The organism is Celeribacter baekdonensis B30 (assembly GCF_000299875.1).
In the GTDB taxonomy this organism is placed as follows: domain Bacteria; phylum Pseudomonadota; class Alphaproteobacteria; order Rhodobacterales; family Rhodobacteraceae; genus Celeribacter; species Celeribacter baekdonensis_A.
The window spans coordinates 42,772-59,321 of sequence record NZ_AMRK01000016.1 but is presented as its reverse complement, the minus strand read 5'-3'; the positions used below and the strand labels follow the sequence as shown (position 1 = coordinate 59,321).

The following is a 16,550-nucleotide window of genomic DNA, read 5'->3' as shown; positions in this document are numbered from 1 at the left end:
GGCGGAGTTTCCTGTGCGTATCTGTGATTCATTTTCATAATTCTAGAAATATAAAAATGAGTCAAGTGGTCAAACCCAAACCGATGCGCTAAAACAAATCCATGAGCCTGACCCAAGAGATACGCGCCTGTCGCCTCTGTACCGACCGGTTTGCCGCCACGGCAACTGCCCACACACCGCGCCCTGTGGTGTGGTTTCGCCCCTCTGCGCGCATTTTGATCGCCGGACAGGCACCGGGTGCGCGGGTCCATGACAGTGGGCGGCCCTTTACCGATCCGTCGGGGGACCGGTTGCGCGCATGGCTTGGGCTGGATGAGGAAACGTTTTATGACCGCGACCGCATTGCCATCGTGCCGATGGGGTTTTGTTTTCCGGGCTATGACGCCAAAGGCGCGGATATTCCGCCGCCCAGACTGTGCCGCGAGACATGGCACGATCAGGTGATGACCGCGTTGGGCGAGGTGGATCTGATCTTGCCCGTGGGGCTGCATGCGATCCGCTATCACCTTGGGGTGAAAACTGCGTTGACAGAGACAGTGCGCAATTGGCGCGACTGGCGCAATCATGCGCCGCGCGTCTTTCCCTTGCCTCATCCGTCTTGGCGCAATACGGGTTGGCTTAAGAAAAACCCGTGGTTTGAGGCCGAACTTTTGCCCGAGCTGCGCGTCTGCCTTCGGGCCAGCCTTAAGGACCTGCCATGACCGAACTCACTGCTTCCGCACAGACCCCCATTGACCGTGCCCATGCCGCGATGCAAGCCGCCCCGGATGACGACACCGCCCGGTTGCGGTTTTTTGAACGTGTCGCGGATGGCGAATGGTTTTTGCTTTTGGACGAAGAACATGACGGCGAAGGTCCGATCACGCCCAAAGTGTTTCCGGTCGAAGAGGATCAGTTCGTCTTGGCCTTTGACCGTGAACAGCGTTTGGCCGAATTCGCCGGTGGCGCGCCCTATGCGGCGATGTCCGGGCGGGTGCTGACCGAAATGTTGGCGGGCTCTGGCTTTGGCTTGGGGTTGAACCTGTCTGTGGCCCCTTCCGAAATGCTCTTGCCGGGGACTGCGGTCGATTGGCTGCACGCCACTCTGGGCAATGCCCCCGCTGAGACCCATGGCAAAGCCAAAGAGATTTTTCCGCCGCATGGCCTGCCCGAGATTTTGGTCACCGCGCTGGACGCCAAACTGGCGATTGCGGGTGGATTGGCGCGGTTGGTCTACCTGTCAGGGGTGACATACGAGGACGGGGTGCGCTCGCATCTCTTGGCCTTCGTTGATCACATTCCCGGTTCCGAAGATGTCTTGGCGCGGCTTGTGTCCGAGGCGTTGATTTTTTCGGGCGTCGAGGCCGGGGCGCTGGATGTGGCGTTTTTCAAATCCTCCGATCCGCTCTGTGCCGCCTTTGCCCGTTTTGGCCTGCGGTTCGATTTGCCAGACCCCGAACCATTGCAAACCGGCCCCGCCGCGCCCGGCATGGACCCGAATGCCCCGCCGAAACTGCGGTGATGTGAGTATTTAGGTCACGGTAAAGGGGGGCTGCGGGGCTCAGTAACCGGCCGCGCGATCGACCAGATGTAAAAACGGTTCACCCGCCTCGCCACGGCGAATGTTTTCCGCAATGACCTCTGAGGCGGTTTTTGCGCGGGTTTCCGCGGCGATATGCGGCGTGACGGTGACGCTGGGGTGAGCCCAATAGGGGTGCTCTTGCGGCAAGGGTTCGGTGCGGAACACGTCCAAAGTGGCGTGACCGATCTGGCCTGCGTCCAAGGCGGTCAGCAGGGCATCATCGTCGATCAAACTGCCACGTCCGGGATTCACGATCCGTGCGCCCTTGGGCAAAAGCGCCAGTGTTTCTGCGTTCAGAGTGTTTTCCGTCTGTGGCGTGTTGGGCAGCAACAGCACGACGATTTCTCCGGTCTTTAACGCCGATTTGAGGCCTTCGGGGCCGTTGACACAGGTCAGGCCTGCGATCTGTTTCGGACGCCGCGACCATCCCGTGACGTGAAAGCCAAGGGCGGCCAGCGCCCGCGCGCAGCTTTGTCCCAGTTCACCCAAACCCAGCACCGTGACAGAGCGGTCGCGCGCCAAAGGCGGGGTGATGTGATCCCATGCGCCATTGAGGCCATGAATATGACGGTCCATCCCAAGGTGATAGCGCATCACATGCCCGACCACATAATCGCGCATCCCCTCCGCCAGGCCGGGATCGACCATTCGGCAGAGCGGCTGGGTGAGCGTGGGGTTGGGGGCGATTTTTTCGACGCCTGCCCAGAGGCTTAGAACCGCTTTGGTGCGGGTGTAGGGGGTGAAATCCGTGAGCATGTCGTTCGGGGCATAGAGGATGTAATCGACCGCATCCGGGCCGGCGCTGCGCGTCAGATCGGCGTCAATCCCCGCCGTTTTGAGCGCCTGAGGCAGCACCGTTTCATAGGCGGGCCATGTCCGATCCGGGGCGGAAAACAACAGGGTCAGGGTCATCGTTTGCCCCTTGGGCGATGGATATGCGCTGATTGGACGATGCCGAAGGCGGCCAAAAGCACCAGCATGGCAGAGCCGCCATAGGACACGAGTGGCAAAGGTACGCCAACCACGGGAGCAAGCCCCATGACCATCGACATATTGACTGCGAAAAACAGGAAAAACGTTGCCGCGATGCCGATGGTCACCAGCGCACCAAAGCGATCTTTGTTGTTCATCGCCGAGACAAGACAAAACAGGACAATCCCCGCATAGAGTGCCAAAAGGGAGATGCCGCCGATAAAGCCGAATTCTTCGGCCAGGGTGGTAAAGATAAAGTCGGTGTGTTTTTCAGGTAGGAAATTCAACCGGCTCTGCGTGCCCTGCATAAACCCGCGACCTGTCCAACCACCTGATCCCAAAGCAATTTTCGATTGAGTGATGTGATAGCCCGCCCCCAAGGGATCGGTGGAGGGATCGAGAAACGTATCAATCCGGGCAAATTGATAGTCTTTCAAAAGCTGCCAAGAGGTGCCGCGCGAGGCGAACACAGCGCCGACAAGACCAACCGCAATACCGGCGACGGCGGCGAAATACCACCAACTGACGCCAGCGGCGAACATCACGATGGCCCCACCCGCGAGCAACAGGATCGAAGTGCCAAGATCGGGTTGTTTGAGCACCAAAGCTGTGGGCATGAGGATCAACACAACAGGGATCAAGACCCACAACGGCTTTGAGACCTTGTCGATGTCGAGCCAGTCGTAATAGGCCGCCAACAACATCACCAGCGAGATTTTCATCAATTCGGAGGGTTGAAGTTTGATCGGCCCGAGATCAATCCACCGTTGCGCACCCATGCCGACATGGCCGAAAAATTCGACGAAAATCAACAGCGTAAACGAGGCGATATAGGCCAGACCGGCGATGTTGCGCCAAAACCAGATCGGCACCATGCCGATCATCAACATCGCCACCATGCCAAGGGCAAAGCGTTTCATCTGTGGCTCGGCCCAGGGTTGGAACGACCCCCCCGCATTGGAATAGAGCATCAAAAAACCGACCGAGGCGGCGGCAGCCAGCAACAGCACCAGCGCCCAGTTGACATAAAGGACTTTTGACAGACCGGTTGGGATGGTTTTGAGGGTGCTTTCAAGATAGCTCATGCACGGCCTCTTGTGGTCTCGTCGCCATCGAGGTCGCGCAGGGGCATGGCCTTGAACCGTTCGCGGATGGTGTTGCGTTGCGAGCTTGGATAGGCGGCCAGAGGTGGCACCGCACCATGGAGGGCATAGAGCATCAAGTCGCGGGCAATCGGGGCGGCGACAGAGGAGCCGCCGCCGCCGTGTTCGACCACGACCGAGACGGCATAGCGCGGCGCATTATAGGGCGCGAAGGCGACGAACAGTGCGTGATCGCGTTCGATCCATGGCACGTTATTGTTGTTCACCACGGCGGAGCGGACCTGTGCCGTGCCGGTTTTTCCCGCCATTTTCGTGGTGTCGTCTTCGATGCGCGCAGAAAAGGCGGTGCCACGATTTGAGTTGATCACCTCAAACATGCCCTGACGTACCGAGCGCAACATGTTCTCATTGAGCCCCAAAGGCGCGCCGCCGAGGATGTGTTGTTCCACCCCGTCGATGGATTTGATCATCCGGGGCAAGATCTCGCGGTTGGTTGCCAAACGCGCGGTCATCACCGCAAGCTGCATGGGGGTCGCTAGGACAAACCCCTGGCCAATGGCGGCGTTCAAACTGTCGCCCACCACCCATTCGGCACCGCGGTTTTCCAGTTTCCATTGCTTATCGGGCATGAGCCCGGAATTGATCCCCGGAAGCGGCAGATCATAGCGCAGACCCAGCCCAAGTTTGCGGCCCATCTCAGCGATGTTTTCAATGCCTGCGCGCTGGGCCATCTCGTAATAATAGACGTCACAGGAATGGCGCAAGGAGCCGACCAAATTGACGTTGCCATGCCCGGCACGTTTCCAACAGTGGAACCGTCGTCCGCCAATTTCGGTGTGACCCAAACAGCGGACCGTGTCTTCGGGGGTGACAACGCCCGCTTCAAGCGCTGCCATGGCCGTGACCATTTTAAAGGTTGATCCGGGCGGGTAGGCGCCCTGAACCGATTTTGACGGCAAGGGGCGGTGATCGTTTTCCAACAGCTCATTATAAGCGGCCGAAGAAATCCCACGCACGAACAGGTTGGGATCAAAGGCCGGGGTCGATCCGGCGGCCAGAATATCGCCGGTTTCCACATCCATGATCACCGCAGAGGCGCTTTCACCGGCAAGTCGGGCTTGCACGAAATTTTGCATGTTACGATCCAGGGTGAGTTGCAGGTTCACCCCCGGTTCGCCTTCGTGACGGTCCAATTCGCGAATGATCCGGCCATAGGCGTTTTGTTCCACCCGCAGCGATCCAGCCTTGCCGCGCAAAACATCCTCAAGTCGGCTTTCCGCTCCGGATTTGCCGATCTGGAATTTCGGAATGCGGTAAAGCGGGTCGATATTGTCCATTTTCGAGAGGTCATAATCGGACACGGGGCCAACATAGCCGACGACATGGGCGAAATCCTCATGCAGCGGATAATGGCGCGACAGGCCGACCTCCGGCGTTACCCCCGGAAGGGCCGGACCATTGGCGGAGACGGACGAAAACGCCTCCCAACTCAACCGGTCGGCGATGGTCACGGGGGCGGATGGACCGGCTTTTTTCAACTCGGCGCGCACACGCTCCTGTTCTTCAAGCGGCAGGCCGATCAAGCGCTCCAGTTCGACCAAAACTTGGTCCAACTCACTGGCGTCCTCTTTGCGGATCACGATGCGAAAGGTCTGTTCGTTTTCAGCAATCACCGCGCCGTTGCGGTCATAGATCAACCCGCGCGCCGGGGGTAAAAGCCGGAATTTGACACGGTTTTCCTCGGCCAAAAGCCGGAATTCATCGGCTTGATCGACCTGCATATAGCGCATTCTGAGGCCAAGAATGCCCATAAACGCCAATTGGCTGCCGCCCAAAAACAACGCCCGACGCGAGATTTTGCGGGCAGATTGCGCGGTGTCTGCGGGGGAACGCCTCATCGCACATACCTCATCTCATCGGCCTCAGACGGGGTGATCTTGGTCACATTCATCGCCAAGGCGGATATCAGAACGACGGCCGGATAGGCGATCACCGTCGAAATTTGTCCCAAAATCGTCAACATGAGAGGCGCTTGATCGACCATGAAGAGTGCCAGGACGAAACGGTACAGAAGCGCCATGGCCAGCATCACCCCGGCCACCATCGCCCATTCGACAACAAAGGACATGTCGCGCGATGTCGGTTCGCGCCGACGCAGGAATTCAAGGCCGATCACAGCCAGCGCGGTCCATAGTCCGGGCGGGCGCATAAAGATGAAATCCGCCAAAAGCAGGATCGCGGCGAACAAAAAGACCGGGACATAATCCGGGCGTCTGAGCACCCATGCAAAGGCAAACGCCAACAAAAGATCCGGTCCCGGCCAATGGCCGTATCCGACCTTAAGAGGCAGAAGATAAAAGAAAAACGTTATCATAGAGAGGGCGAGAAACGCGACTCTGTAGCTCCACCGTCGTGTGGTGCGCGGGTCAACCATCGGGATTGGCCTCCGCGTCTTGCGGCAGGGTCGTCAATGGCGTGTCCGGCAGGATCAACCCACCCGGATCGCTGATCTGTTCGCTCTCATGGGTTCTGAGCACCCGCAGGTAATCCAGACGTTCGTAATCCGCCGCCAAAATCACCCGCAGGCGCCGATCCGGGCCCATCGCAACCTGTCCGATCAGCAGATCGGTGGGAAACACGCCGCCATCGCCCGACGACACCACGCGGTCGCCGGGACGGACAAGTTCGGGGCTTTCGATGAAATCCAAAGGTGGGCGGCTGCTGTTGTCGCCAGACAAGATGGCGCGTTGGCCCGAGGGTTGGATCGTGGCGGGCAGACGCGAATTGCTGTCGGTCAGCAGGATCACCCGTGAGGTGTTGGTGCCAACGCCCGAAATCCGTCCAACCAGCCCGATTCCGTCCATCGTGGCCCAGCCATCGCGGATGCCATCGCGCGACCCGACGTTCAACAGCACGGATTGCCGAAAGGGCGAACCCGAATCCGCCATCACCACGCCGGTGACATAGGTGTATTTCGGGTCGATCCGCACTTTGTTGAGGTCCAACAGCTTGGCGTTCTTCTGTTCCAACTGTAGCGCCGCCTCTTTCCACGCCTGCATCTGACGCAGTTCCCGGCGGAGCTCCTGGTTCTGGTCATAGATGCGTTGATAGCTTTGGAAATTCTCCACCATGCCAACGGTTTTGGTCACGGGAACCAAAGCCCATTCGAAAGAAGGCACAAATTTATCAATAAGTTGCGCGCGCATGCGCTCAACGCGCGGACTGTCAATCCGCCAGAGGATGAACAGCCCGACAAGGCACAGCAACAGAATCCCGATCAGCAAACGCCGGATCGGGCGGACATAGTCCTCTGAATTGCCTCTGTCTTTGGCCACGGTTCGCTCCCGACGTCTTCGTCACGGCTCAGCCGAAAAAAAGGCTCTGCACGCGGCAGGGCTTAGCTGTCGTAATCAATAACGTGCCGGAGTTGTTTCTCAAATTCCAGCGCTTTGCCAGTCCCCAGCGCTACACAATTTAGTGGTTCGTCCGCGACGGAGATCGCCAAACCGGTCTGTTCGCGCAGCGCCAGATCCAAATCGCCCAACAAAGCCCCACCGCCGGTCAGCATCACGCCACGGTCGACAATATCGGCGGCAAGATCGGGCGGGGTGGTTTCGAGCGCGGCCATCACGGCCTCGCAAATCTGTTGCACCGGTTCGGCCAAGGCTTCGGCCACCATCGCTTGGTTGATTTCGATTTCTTTCGGCACACCGTTGAGCAAATCCCGTCCCCGGATGACCAAAACCGAGCCACGCCCATCGTCAGGCATTCGCGCGGTGCCGATGGAGGTTTTGATCCGCTCGGCGGTGCCTTCGCCGATCAACAGGTTCTGTTGGCGGCGCAGATAGGCGATGATCGCGTCATCCATCCGGTCGCCACCGACACGCACGGAGCGTGCATAGACGATGTCACCAAGGGACAAAACGGCTACCTCTGTGGTGCCGCCGCCGATGTCGACAACCATGTTGCCGGTCGGGTCGGTGATGGGCATGCCTGCCCCAATGGCGGCTGCAATCGGTTCGGCAATCAGACCGGCGCGGCGTGCGCCTGCGGACAAGACAGATTGACGGATCGCACGTTTTTCAACGGGGGTGGCACCGTGGGGCACGCAGACAATGATCTTGGGCTTGGAGAAGGTGGTGCGTTTGTGGACTTTGCGGATGAAATGTTTGATCATTTCCTCGGCGGTGTCAAAATCCGCGATCACCCCGTCACGCATCGGCCGGATCGCCTCGATGGAGCCGGGGGTTTTGCCGAGCATGTGCTTGGCGTCTTCGCCCACGGCCAAAACCTGTTTGCGGCCATCTTTGACGTGATAGGCGACCACGGAGGGTTCATTCAAAATGATCCCCTTGCCTTTCACATAGACCAGCGTGTTCGCTGTCCCCAAGTCGATTGCCATGTCTGAGGAGAAAATCCCGCCAAATCCCGCCATAGTGTCCCTGATGCCCCGTCGTCGTTCAAAAGGAGAGAATCCCCCATGTCGGAGGACTTATAGAACCGTCATAGGTTTTGTAAAAGGGCGTGGTTGCCAGAGGGTGGCGAAGTCTCGCCACAGGCGACGTAGAGAGGCCTGCCACGTCTCACACGCGACAGGCCGAAATGTTGGGTTTGTCTTATTTCAATTATCTTTGAAGCATAACTCGGGGCACATGTGCCCGATATGTGCATGTTGGCGTTGCGCTACATTTTTACGCGTGCCTCAGAAACCTTCGTTACGGGCGCAATAAAACCTTGCCTTTATGGCTCGGAATCAGGGCGGATTTGACCGCGTTCTGGATTTTTCCAAGCGGGAAAATCGCTTCTGTGTCGAGGGTTAATTTGCCCTGCGCGGCCAATGACATCAGCCCTACAATGAGAGTGCGACGCTTTTCTGGGTCCATCTTTTCGATGACTTTCGCGCCCCAAAATCCCTTGATCGTGATGTGTTTGGTGATCAGCGTCCCGGACGACAGTTTGAGCGGCGCGCCTGTTGCGGTGCCGAAAGTGACCAAAAGCCCCTCCCATCCGAGCAAGGCGGTGAGGTCTTCGGCCAAAGCGCCGCCGACGGAGTCGATGGCCGCGTGCGCACCCATGTCGCGGATAAGCGCCTTGGCTTTGGCGATCCAATCCGCGTTATCAGTGGAGCGGGGAGGGTTTGGTGCGGGAGTGATCAGATACTCAGATACCATGTGCGCAAACGCGTGCCGGGTATGAAAAGGGGCGCACCGAAGCACGCCCCAAAGGATCAAGCCATGTAGCTGTATTACCCGGCGTCGGTGTATTTCACCGTTTTGACATCCGCGTCAGGCGCGGATTTTTCGCGGCGCACCAACAGGCGGTTGAGCGCGTTGACATAGGCCTTGGCCGAGGCCACCACCGTGTCGGTGTCCGCCGATTGCCCGGTGACGATTTTGCCATCTTCCTCCAAACGCACGGACACGGTCGCCTGCGCGTCCGTCCCCTCGGTCACGGCATGCACTTGATAGAGTTGCAGCCGCGCGGTGGTCGGAAACAGCTCTTTGATCGCCTTGAACGTGGCATCGACCGGGCCGTCGCCTTCACAGGTTTTCTGATGCTCGACGCCGTCGATTTCCAAAATCAGATCGGCGGATTGCGGGGCTTGCGTGCCACAGATCACGCGCAGGAATTTCACCTTGATCCGTTCGTTTTGCTCGGCCGCACCAGAGTCGCGCAAGAGCGCGATCAGGTCGTCGTCAAACACTTCTTTCTTGCGATCTGCGAGGTCTTTGAAGCGCACAAACACGTCTTTGAGTTGGTTGTCCGCCAGCGCAAACCCCATCTCATCGAGCTTGGCGCGCAGTGCCGCACGGCCCGAATGTTTGCCCAAAGGCAGCGACGTTCCCGCCAGGCCGACGTCCTGCGGGCGCATGATTTCAAAGGTTTCTTTGTTTTTCAGCATCCCGTCCTGGTGGATGCCGCTCTCATGGGCAAAGGCGTTTTTGCCGACGATGGCCTTGTTATATTGCACCGGGAAGCCCGACACCTGCGACACGCGGCGCGAGATGTTCATGATCTTGGTGGTGTCGATCCTGGTGCTGTAGGGCATGACGTCGTTGCGCACTTTCAATGCCATGACGACCTCTTCAAGTGCTGTGTTGCCCGCCCGTTCGCCCAAGCCGTTGATGGTACATTCGATCTGACGCGCCCCGGCCTCCACGGCGGCCAGCGCGTTGGCGGTCGCCATGCCCAGATCGTTGTGGCAATGGGTGGCAAAGATGATTTCATCCGCGCCCGGCACACGTTGCAACAGCATTTTGATGATGTCGGAGCTTTCGCGCGGGATGGTGTAGCCGACTGTGTCGGGAATGTTGATCGTGGTTGCCCCGGCCTTGATCGCGATTTCTACGACGCGGCAGAGATAATCATGCTCGGTGCGGATCGCATCCATCGGAGACCATTGCACATCGTCGGTCAGATTGCGGGCATGGGTCACGGTGTCGTGGATTTTATTGGCCATCTCATCCATGGTGAGCGCGGTGATGTCGCGGTGCAAGGGCGAGGTGCCGATAAAGGTGTGAATGCGACCACGCGGCGCGTGTTTCACCGCCTCCCAGCAGCGATCAATGTCATTCGTGCTGGCGCGCGCCAAACCACAGATCACCGAATTTTTCGCGTTCAGTGCAATGTCGCGCACCGCCTCAAAGTCGCCCTCAGAGGCAATCGGGAACCCGGCTTCGATGATGTCGACGCCCATTTCATCAAGCAGGCCAGCGATCTCGACCTTCTCATTGTGGCTCATTGTGGCTCCGGGGCTTTGTTCGCCGTCGCGCAGGGTCGTGTCGAAGATCAGGACGTGATCCTGTTTGGAAGTCTGGGTCATTTTGAAATCTTTCTCATAGTCCTCAACGCGTTTTGCGAAAAACCTAGCGCACAGATTTTTGTAAAACGCCGTTCAACATTGCAATGTTGCAGCCCTTTTACACATAATCCGTGTCTCAAATGAATGGCAAAAGGCTTTAGCTGCGTGATCCGGCGCATTTGGTCACCTCTGAGCCTCGCGCCGAAGGCACGCTCAGAGGCAGCTAAGAAGAAGGAGGCCACGACGAAAGCCCGCGCAAAGGCGCAGGGGCTGGGCAGCGATCGCTAAAAGGATATGTGCCTGGTTCGTCATGGGGCGACTATACGCGCCAATGCGGCGTTGAAAACCCCAAAATTGGCTTTTCACTGAATTCAAGTTTATGAATATCAATGCATACAAATCCCGATTGCGCAAAGACTCAGATCAAGTCGGTTCTCTTTAATCGGTGGTATACTGAACCAAAGACCGGGCCCGCGCCCGGATCAAAGCGTTGCGGGAAAACACAAAGGGGAGAAGATTATGGCGCATATCGTTGTACTCGGAGCAGGCCTTGGGGGGACCATTCAGGCCTATGAATTGAAAGAAACCGTGGGGCCGAACGACACAATCACGGTGATTTCCAACAAAAGTTATTTTCAATTTACGCCGTCAAACCCCTGGGCGGGTGTGGGTTGGCGCAAAAAGAAAGACCTGATCATCGAGCTTGAGCCGGTGATGAGAAAGCGCGGCATCGCGTTTATCTGTGATGGCGCTAAAAAGCTGATCCCGCAGGAAAACAAGATCATTTTGGACAGCGGAAAAGAAGTCACCTACGACTACATTGTCTTGGCCACGGGTCCCGATCTGGCCTTTGACGAGATCGAGGGCTTTGGTCCCAAAGGCTTCACCCATTCCGTCTGTCATGTCGAACATGCCGAAGTGTCGGGCGACGGTTGGGATGCGTTTTGTGCCAATCCCGGTCCGATTGTCGTCGGCGCGGTTCAGGGTGCGTCCTGTTTTGGTCCGGCCTATGAATATGCCATGACCATCGACACCGATCTGCGCCGCCGCAAGGTCCGCGATCAGGTGCCGATGACCTTTGTCACGCCTGAACCCTATATCGGCCACCTTGGCCTTGGCGGGGTGGGCGACACCAAAGGGATGCTCGAATCCATCATGCGCGAACGCTCGATCCGCTGGATCACCAACGCCAAGGTGAACCGGTTTGAAGAGGGCAAAGTGTTCGTGACAGAACATGACGAGGACGGCAAACCGAAGAAAGAGCATGAATTGCCCTTCAGCTATTCGATGCTTTTGCCCGCCTTCCGGGGCATCCCGGCGCTGATGGGGATCGATGGGTTGGTCAACCCGCGCGGCTTTGTTATCGTTGATGAATTTCAGCGCAACCCGACGTTTCCGAACATCTTCGGCATCGGCGTGTGCATCGCGATTGCCCCGAAAGAGCCGACCGCCGTGCCGACAGGCGTACCAAAAACCGGGTTCATGATCGAATCCATGGTCACCGCCACCGCTCATAACATCCCGCTGGTGATGGCAGGCAAAGAGCCGCAAAAACTCGCGACATGGAACGCGCTGTGTCTGGCCGATTTTGGCGATGGCGGGGCGGCATTTTTGGCCATGCCGCAAAACCCACCGCGCAACGTCAACTGGGCGGCGTCTGGCAAATGGGTGCATTGGGCCAAGCTGGGCTTTGAATGGTACTTCATGCGCAAAGTTCGCAAAGGCGTCTCCGAGCCGTTCTATGAGCGGATGGTGATGAAAATGCTGAAAGTGAACAAGCTCAAGAACTGAGGCTTGTGCTTTGTTAAGACCGGCCCCTTCCGATCCGCATCGGGAGGGGTTTTCTTTTGGCCAAACCGCGCCATCTTTAATGTATGTTTAAAAATGCACTCATCCTGGGGGCCTCGGGCGGGATTGGCGGCGCGTTGGTCGCAGCACTCACCGCACAGGGCACTCCGGTCACCGCCCTCGCGCGCAGTCGCGATGGGTTTGATGTCACCGATCCGGCCTCTGTTGCGGGTCATCTTGGGGCTCTCAAAGGCCCGTTTGACCTGATTATCCTAGCAACAGGAAAACTCGATGGGGCAGGGCTGCCGCCCGAGAAATCTCTTAAGGCGCTCAGTGCCGAGGCCATGGTGGATCAATTTGCCACCAATGCCATCGGTCCGGCATTGGTGCTGCGCGAACTGCCGCGGCTTTTGCCAAAGGACGCGCCCTCGACAGTGGCCATCTTGACCGCACGGGTCGGATCGATTTCCGACAATCATCTGGGCGGTTGGTACAGTTATCGTGCGGCGAAAGCGGCGGCGAACCAAGTGATCCGCACTGCCGCGATCGAGATTGCGCGCAGCTATAAACAGGCTTGTTTGATTGCCTATCACCCCGGCACCGTGGCCTCCGATTTCACCAAAGACTATGCCCGTGATAAGCTCCCGCTCGAGGCGGCAGCGGCGCATTGCCTTTGCCTGATGTCCCGCCTGAGTGCGGCTCAAACGGGACGGTTTTATGACTGGAAGGGCGACCAAGTGCCTTGGTGAGTTACTCAGACGCAGGCGTTTCCGCCGGGGTGTCCTCGGTGTCAGGCGTGGTGGCGGGCGTGTCCTCAGACACCAAAGCGCCATCGACCCAATCGCCCGAAACGGTGCGGCCATCGGCATAGGCGATCGTGCCGCGCCCGTTGGATTTTCCGGCCACAAACAGCCCTTCATAGACATCGCCATTGGCATAGGTCGCCACACCGCGCCCTTGAATTTCACCGCCCGCCCATTCGCCGGTATAGGTGAACCCTGAGGGCATGGTGATCGTGCCCATGCCGTCGCGTTTGCCCGCAACGTAATCGCCCTCATAGACCGTGCCGTCGGCATAGGTGGCGCGGCCTTTGCCTTGGCGCTGACCCTCGACCCAATCGCCCTCATACACAAAGCCATCGACATAGGTCATTTTGCCGGTGCCGTGGTTTTGCGCGTTCTTGAATGTGCCCTCATAGACAAGCCCATTGGCATAGCGCGCCACACCGTCGCCGTCGATCACGCCATATTGCCACTGACCCTCATAGGTGGTGCCATTGGGATAGGTGATCTTGCCGGTGCCGTGCGACAGGTCATCGAGGAAATCTCCAACGTAAACAGAGCCATCCGGGTAGGTCACCTGACCCTTGCCTTCAATGCGCCCGTCGATCCATTGGCCGGTGTAAAGATAGCCGTCCGAGCCGGTGAAAACGCCCTGGCCGTGGCGTTTGTCATCGTCGAAATCGCCCTCATAGACATCGCCATTGGCATAGGTCACGCGGCCTTTGCCCTGACGTTTGCCAGCAACCAGATTGCCGACGTAGACATCGCCATTGGGCTGGGTGATCGTGCCGGTGCCATTGCATTGGTTTTCAACCCAGTCGCAATCCAGAATCAGCCCGTCTTGGGTGGTCAAAACGCCTTTGCCATGGCGGGTGTCGCGCGACATTTCACCCTCATAGGTGGCGCCTTCGGGATAGGCGATTTTGCCCCGGCCTTCTTTGGCACCATTGACCCAGCCGCCCTCATAGACATAGCCGGAGGGGCTTTCCATCCGGCCCTGACCATGCAGCTTTGCGGCCAAAAATCCGCCCTCGTATTTCACGCCATTGGCATAGACCGCCACGCCTGATCCCGTGGCCTCGCCATTGACCCAATCACCCTCATAGGTGCCGCCATCGGCATAGGTGATTTTGCCAAACCCATGCGGTTTGCCTTTCTCGAACGCCCCCTCATAGACCGATCCGTCGGTGAACCGCGCGATGCCCTGACCTTTGATTTCGCCCTTCACCCATTCGCCGGTGTACTCATAGCCATTGGGCAGGCGGTAGGTGCCAACGCCATCTTGTTGGCCATCGGTAAAGGTGCCCTCATAGACGCCGCCCTCGTCAAATTGGTGGGTGACCACTTTGCCATTGTCCTGAGCGAGAGCCGTCATGGGACTCCATAGGGGCATCCATGCCACCAAAGCCATCAGACTTGTCAGGCCCATCCGGGGGCGCGCGAAACGCTTGCGTGTCACTATGTTGTCCTCATCCCAGTCATGCTGGTCCGTCATATGGGTGGTGGTCCATGGGCCGATCGCCGCACAGCCCTGCGCGCCAAGCCGTTTACTTCAACTCTCGCCGCGCGGTCACGCGCAGCCTAAGGATAAGCGCGGGCCTCTTCAAATGTTTTTGCCCCAATCGGCTTTCCCTTGCCGGTCTTTCTGCTAAACCCAAGGGCAAGGCCAGCGGGTCCGGCCCAAAGGCATGGCCCAACGGTACGCAGAGACAGGACCTGTGAGCATGACCGAGACATTCCGCCTGAGCATGGCGCAACTCAATCCCACCGTGGGCGCGATCGCCGCCAATGCCGAGAAAGTGCGCACCGCTTATGCCGAGGCCAAAGCCGCCAAGGCGGATATGATCGCTTTTCCCGAACTGTTCCTGATCGGCTATCAGCCGCAGGATTTGGTGATGAAACCGATCCTTGTGAACACGGCCATGGCGATGATGGAAGAGCTTGCGGCGCTGACGTTGGATGGCCCGGCCATTGGTCTCGGCGCGCCATATGCTTACGGTGATGCGCTTTATAATGGCTATTGGATTCTGGCGGAGGGCCGGGTCAAACAAGTCCTGCGCAAACATCACTTGCCGAATTTTAATGTATTTGACGAAAAGCGCCTGTTTGCCGAAGGTCCGATTGAGGGACCTTACGCGATCAACCTGTTGCGGATCGGTTCGCCGATTTGCGAAGACGCCTGGCACGAAGATGTGGCCGAGGCGCAGGTTGAAAGCGGGGCGCAAATCCTACTGGTGCCCAATGGGTCGCCGTATTTTCGCAACAAATTCGATGTGCGCCTGACCCATATGGTGTCGCGCGTCACCGAGAACGATGTGCCTCTGGTCTATCTCAACATGGTTGGCGGGCAGGATGATCAGGTCTTTGACGGCGGCTCTTTCGTGCTCAACCGGCATGGTCGCCCGGCGCATATCCTGCCGGTGTTCGATGAATGCCTCCGCCATGTCGATTTCACCCTGACCGACGGGAAATGGGTCGCCGAGGAGGGTGAGATTGCCCATCACCCCGACGCGTGGGAGCAAGATTACCGGGTCATGGTCGAGGCCCTGCGCGATTACCTTGGCAAGACCGGGTTTAAAAAGGTGATTTTGGGCCTGTCCGGCGGGATTGACAGCGCGATTGTTGCCACCATCGCCACGGATGCCATCGGTGCCGAAAACGTTCATTGCGTGATGCTGCCGTCCGAATACACCTCGCAAGGCTCGCTTGAGGATGCCAAAGACATCGCCACGCGGCTGGGCTGTCGCTATGATTTTGTGCCAATCAAGGCGGGGCGGGACGCGATCACCGACACGCTTGCGCCGATCTTTGGCGATCTGCCGTTTGACACCACAGAAGAGAACATCCAATCGCGCCTGCGTGGTCTGTTGCTGATGGCGATGTCCAATAAATTCGGCTCTATGTTGTTGACGACAGGTAATAAATCCGAGGTCGCTGTGGGCTATTGCACGATTTATGGCGACATGAACGGCGGCTATAACCCGATCAAAGACCTCTACAAAACCCGCGTCTTCGAGCAATGCCGTTGGCGCAATGCCAATCACCGTCCGTGGATGAAAGGCCCCGAAGGCGAGGTCATCCCGGTGGCGATCATCGACAAACCGCCCTCGGCCGAGCTGCGCCCCGATCAGCGCGATGACGACAGCCTGCCGCCCTATGAGGTCTTGGACGCGATCCTCGAAGGGCTGGTGGATCATGAGGAATCGGTGGCCGATCTGGTGGCCAAAGGCTATGCGCGCGAGACGGTGAAGCGGGTCGAGCATCTGCTCTATATTTCCGAGTATAAACGCTTTCAATCCGCCCCCGGTCCGCGCCTGACGCTCAAGGCGTTTTGGCTTGATCGCCGCTATCCGATTGCCAATGGCTGGCGTGATCCGAGTTAAACCGTTTCGACGAAAACCTGAGACAGGTTTGAATGGAAACGTCGTGCCACATATCAAGGGTGCGCGCGGTGGGGTCAAAACCGGTGAAGAAGGATTTTTGCCCCGCCGCTTTAAGGCGGATTAAGGCTTTACGCCCACCGCCTCAACGCCTATGACCGC

General features: G+C 58.2%; 14 protein-coding genes. 5 read left to right on the top strand and 9 right to left on the bottom strand.

Annotated elements, in window-relative coordinates; translation table 11 throughout:
• Positions 1-101 precede the first annotated feature (101 nt).
• On the top strand, positions 102-701 hold the full coding sequence (locus B30_RS19335) for a uracil-DNA glycosylase family protein (protein ID WP_009573884.1): 600 nt from the start codon (positions 102-104) through the stop codon (positions 699-701).
• Positions 698-1,501 (top strand): hypothetical protein, encoded by an 804-nt coding sequence (locus B30_RS19330; protein ID WP_009573883.1) that lies wholly within the window; start codon positions 698-700, stop codon positions 1,499-1,501. The genes B30_RS19335 and B30_RS19330 overlap by 4 nt, the downstream gene beginning before the upstream one ends.
• 39 nt (positions 1,502-1,540) lie before the next feature.
• Here B30_RS19330 and B30_RS19325 read toward each other — a convergent pair whose 3' ends face one another.
• The 8 genes from B30_RS19325 to B30_RS19290 form a co-directional block, all read right to left on the bottom strand.
• Positions 1,541-2,473, bottom strand: coding sequence for a 2-hydroxyacid dehydrogenase (locus B30_RS19325; RefSeq protein ID WP_009573882.1), 933 nt, complete (start codon positions 2,471-2,473; stop codon positions 1,541-1,543).
• The gene (rodA, locus tag B30_RS19320) at positions 2,470-3,618 is read right to left on the bottom strand and encodes a rod shape-determining protein RodA (RefSeq protein WP_009573881.1); all 1,149 of its coding nucleotides are present in this window, start codon (positions 3,616-3,618) and stop codon (positions 2,470-2,472) included. The genes B30_RS19325 and rodA overlap by 4 nt, the downstream gene beginning before the upstream one ends.
• Positions 3,615-5,534 carry a penicillin-binding protein 2 gene (mrdA, locus tag B30_RS19315; RefSeq protein ID WP_009573880.1) on the bottom strand — a complete coding sequence of 640 codons (1,920 nt, stop codon included), beginning with the start codon at positions 5,532-5,534 and terminating at the stop codon, positions 3,615-3,617. Before mrdA ends, rodA begins: the two co-directional genes overlap by 4 nt.
• Positions 5,531-6,010, bottom strand: coding sequence for a rod shape-determining protein MreD (locus tag B30_RS19310; RefSeq protein WP_100220157.1), 480 nt, complete (start codon positions 6,008-6,010; stop codon positions 5,531-5,533). The genes mrdA and B30_RS19310 overlap by 4 nt, the downstream gene beginning before the upstream one ends.
• Before the next feature lie 52 nt (positions 6,011-6,062).
• Positions 6,063-6,971, bottom strand: coding sequence for a rod shape-determining protein MreC (mreC, locus tag B30_RS19305; RefSeq protein ID WP_009573878.1), 909 nt, complete (start codon positions 6,969-6,971; stop codon positions 6,063-6,065).
• Between the two features lie 62 nt (positions 6,972-7,033).
• Complete coding sequence (locus B30_RS19300) at positions 7,034-8,071, bottom strand: rod shape-determining protein (RefSeq protein WP_009573877.1); 1,038 nt, start codon at positions 8,069-8,071, stop codon at positions 7,034-7,036.
• A 280-nt stretch (positions 8,072-8,351) separates the two neighbouring features.
• A complete protein-coding gene (locus B30_RS19295; RefSeq protein WP_009573876.1) occupies positions 8,352-8,807 on the bottom strand; it encodes a zinc-binding dehydrogenase in 456 nt (151 codons plus the stop codon).
• 74 nt (positions 8,808-8,881) lie between these two features.
• Positions 8,882-10,459 carry a 2-isopropylmalate synthase gene (locus B30_RS19290; protein ID WP_009573875.1) on the bottom strand — a complete coding sequence of 526 codons (1,578 nt, stop codon included), beginning with the start codon at positions 10,457-10,459 and terminating at the stop codon, positions 8,882-8,884.
• A 498-nt stretch (positions 10,460-10,957) separates the two neighbouring features.
• Between B30_RS19290 and B30_RS19285 the strand changes: the two genes are divergently transcribed.
• Positions 10,958-12,229, top strand: coding sequence for an NAD(P)/FAD-dependent oxidoreductase (locus tag B30_RS19285; protein ID WP_009573874.1), 1,272 nt, complete (start codon positions 10,958-10,960; stop codon positions 12,227-12,229).
• 83 nt (positions 12,230-12,312) lie between these two features.
• The gene (locus tag B30_RS19280) at positions 12,313-12,975 is read left to right on the top strand and encodes an SDR family NAD(P)-dependent oxidoreductase (RefSeq protein ID WP_009573873.1); all 663 of its coding nucleotides are present in this window, start codon (positions 12,313-12,315) and stop codon (positions 12,973-12,975) included.
• Position 12,976: 1 nt separating this feature from the next.
• Here B30_RS19280 and B30_RS19275 read toward each other — a convergent pair whose 3' ends face one another.
• Positions 12,977-14,437 (bottom strand): MORN repeat-containing protein, encoded by a 1,461-nt coding sequence (locus B30_RS19275; RefSeq protein ID WP_040403009.1) that lies wholly within the window; start codon positions 14,435-14,437, stop codon positions 12,977-12,979.
• A gap of 295 nt (positions 14,438-14,732) precedes the next feature.
• On the opposite strand from B30_RS19275, the gene B30_RS19270 reads away from it, so the two are divergent.
• Complete coding sequence (locus tag B30_RS19270) at positions 14,733-16,391, top strand: NAD+ synthase (RefSeq protein WP_009573871.1); 1,659 nt, start codon at positions 14,733-14,735, stop codon at positions 16,389-16,391.
• Positions 16,392-16,550: the final 159 nt, after the last annotated feature.

Bases quoted from the DNA above. Each gene is read 5' to 3' on its own strand.
- B30_RS19330 (WP_009573883.1), top strand. From the start codon at position 698: ATGACCGAACTCACTGCTTCCGCACAGACCCCCATTGACCGTGCCCAT.
- B30_RS19325 (WP_009573882.1), bottom strand. From the start codon at position 2,473: ATGACCCTGACCCTGTTGTTTTCCGCCCCGGATCGGACATGGCCCGCC.
- mrdA (WP_009573880.1), bottom strand. From the start codon at position 5,534: ATGAGGCGTTCCCCCGCAGACACCGCGCAATCTGCCCGCAAAATCTCG.
- B30_RS19290 (WP_009573875.1), bottom strand. From the start codon at position 10,459: ATGACCCAGACTTCCAAACAGGATCACGTCCTGATCTTCGACACGACC.
- B30_RS19310 (WP_100220157.1), bottom strand. From the start codon at position 6,010: ATGATAACGTTTTTCTTTTATCTTCTGCCTCTTAAGGTCGGATACGGC.
- rodA (WP_009573881.1), bottom strand. From the start codon at position 3,618: ATGAGCTATCTTGAAAGCACCCTCAAAACCATCCCAACCGGTCTGTCA.
- B30_RS19285 (WP_009573874.1), top strand. From the start codon at position 10,958: ATGGCGCATATCGTTGTACTCGGAGCAGGCCTTGGGGGGACCATTCAG.
- B30_RS19335 (WP_009573884.1), top strand. From the start codon at position 102: ATGAGCCTGACCCAAGAGATACGCGCCTGTCGCCTCTGTACCGACCGG.
- B30_RS19270 (WP_009573871.1), top strand. From the start codon at position 14,733: ATGACCGAGACATTCCGCCTGAGCATGGCGCAACTCAATCCCACCGTG.
- B30_RS19280 (WP_009573873.1), top strand. From the start codon at position 12,313: ATGTTTAAAAATGCACTCATCCTGGGGGCCTCGGGCGGGATTGGCGGC.
- B30_RS19300 (WP_009573877.1), bottom strand. From the start codon at position 8,071: ATGGCGGGATTTGGCGGGATTTTCTCCTCAGACATGGCAATCGACTTG.
- B30_RS19295 (WP_009573876.1), bottom strand. From the start codon at position 8,807: ATGGTATCTGAGTATCTGATCACTCCCGCACCAAACCCTCCCCGCTCC.
- B30_RS19275 (WP_040403009.1), bottom strand. From the start codon at position 14,437: ATGGGCCTGACAAGTCTGATGGCTTTGGTGGCATGGATGCCCCTATGG.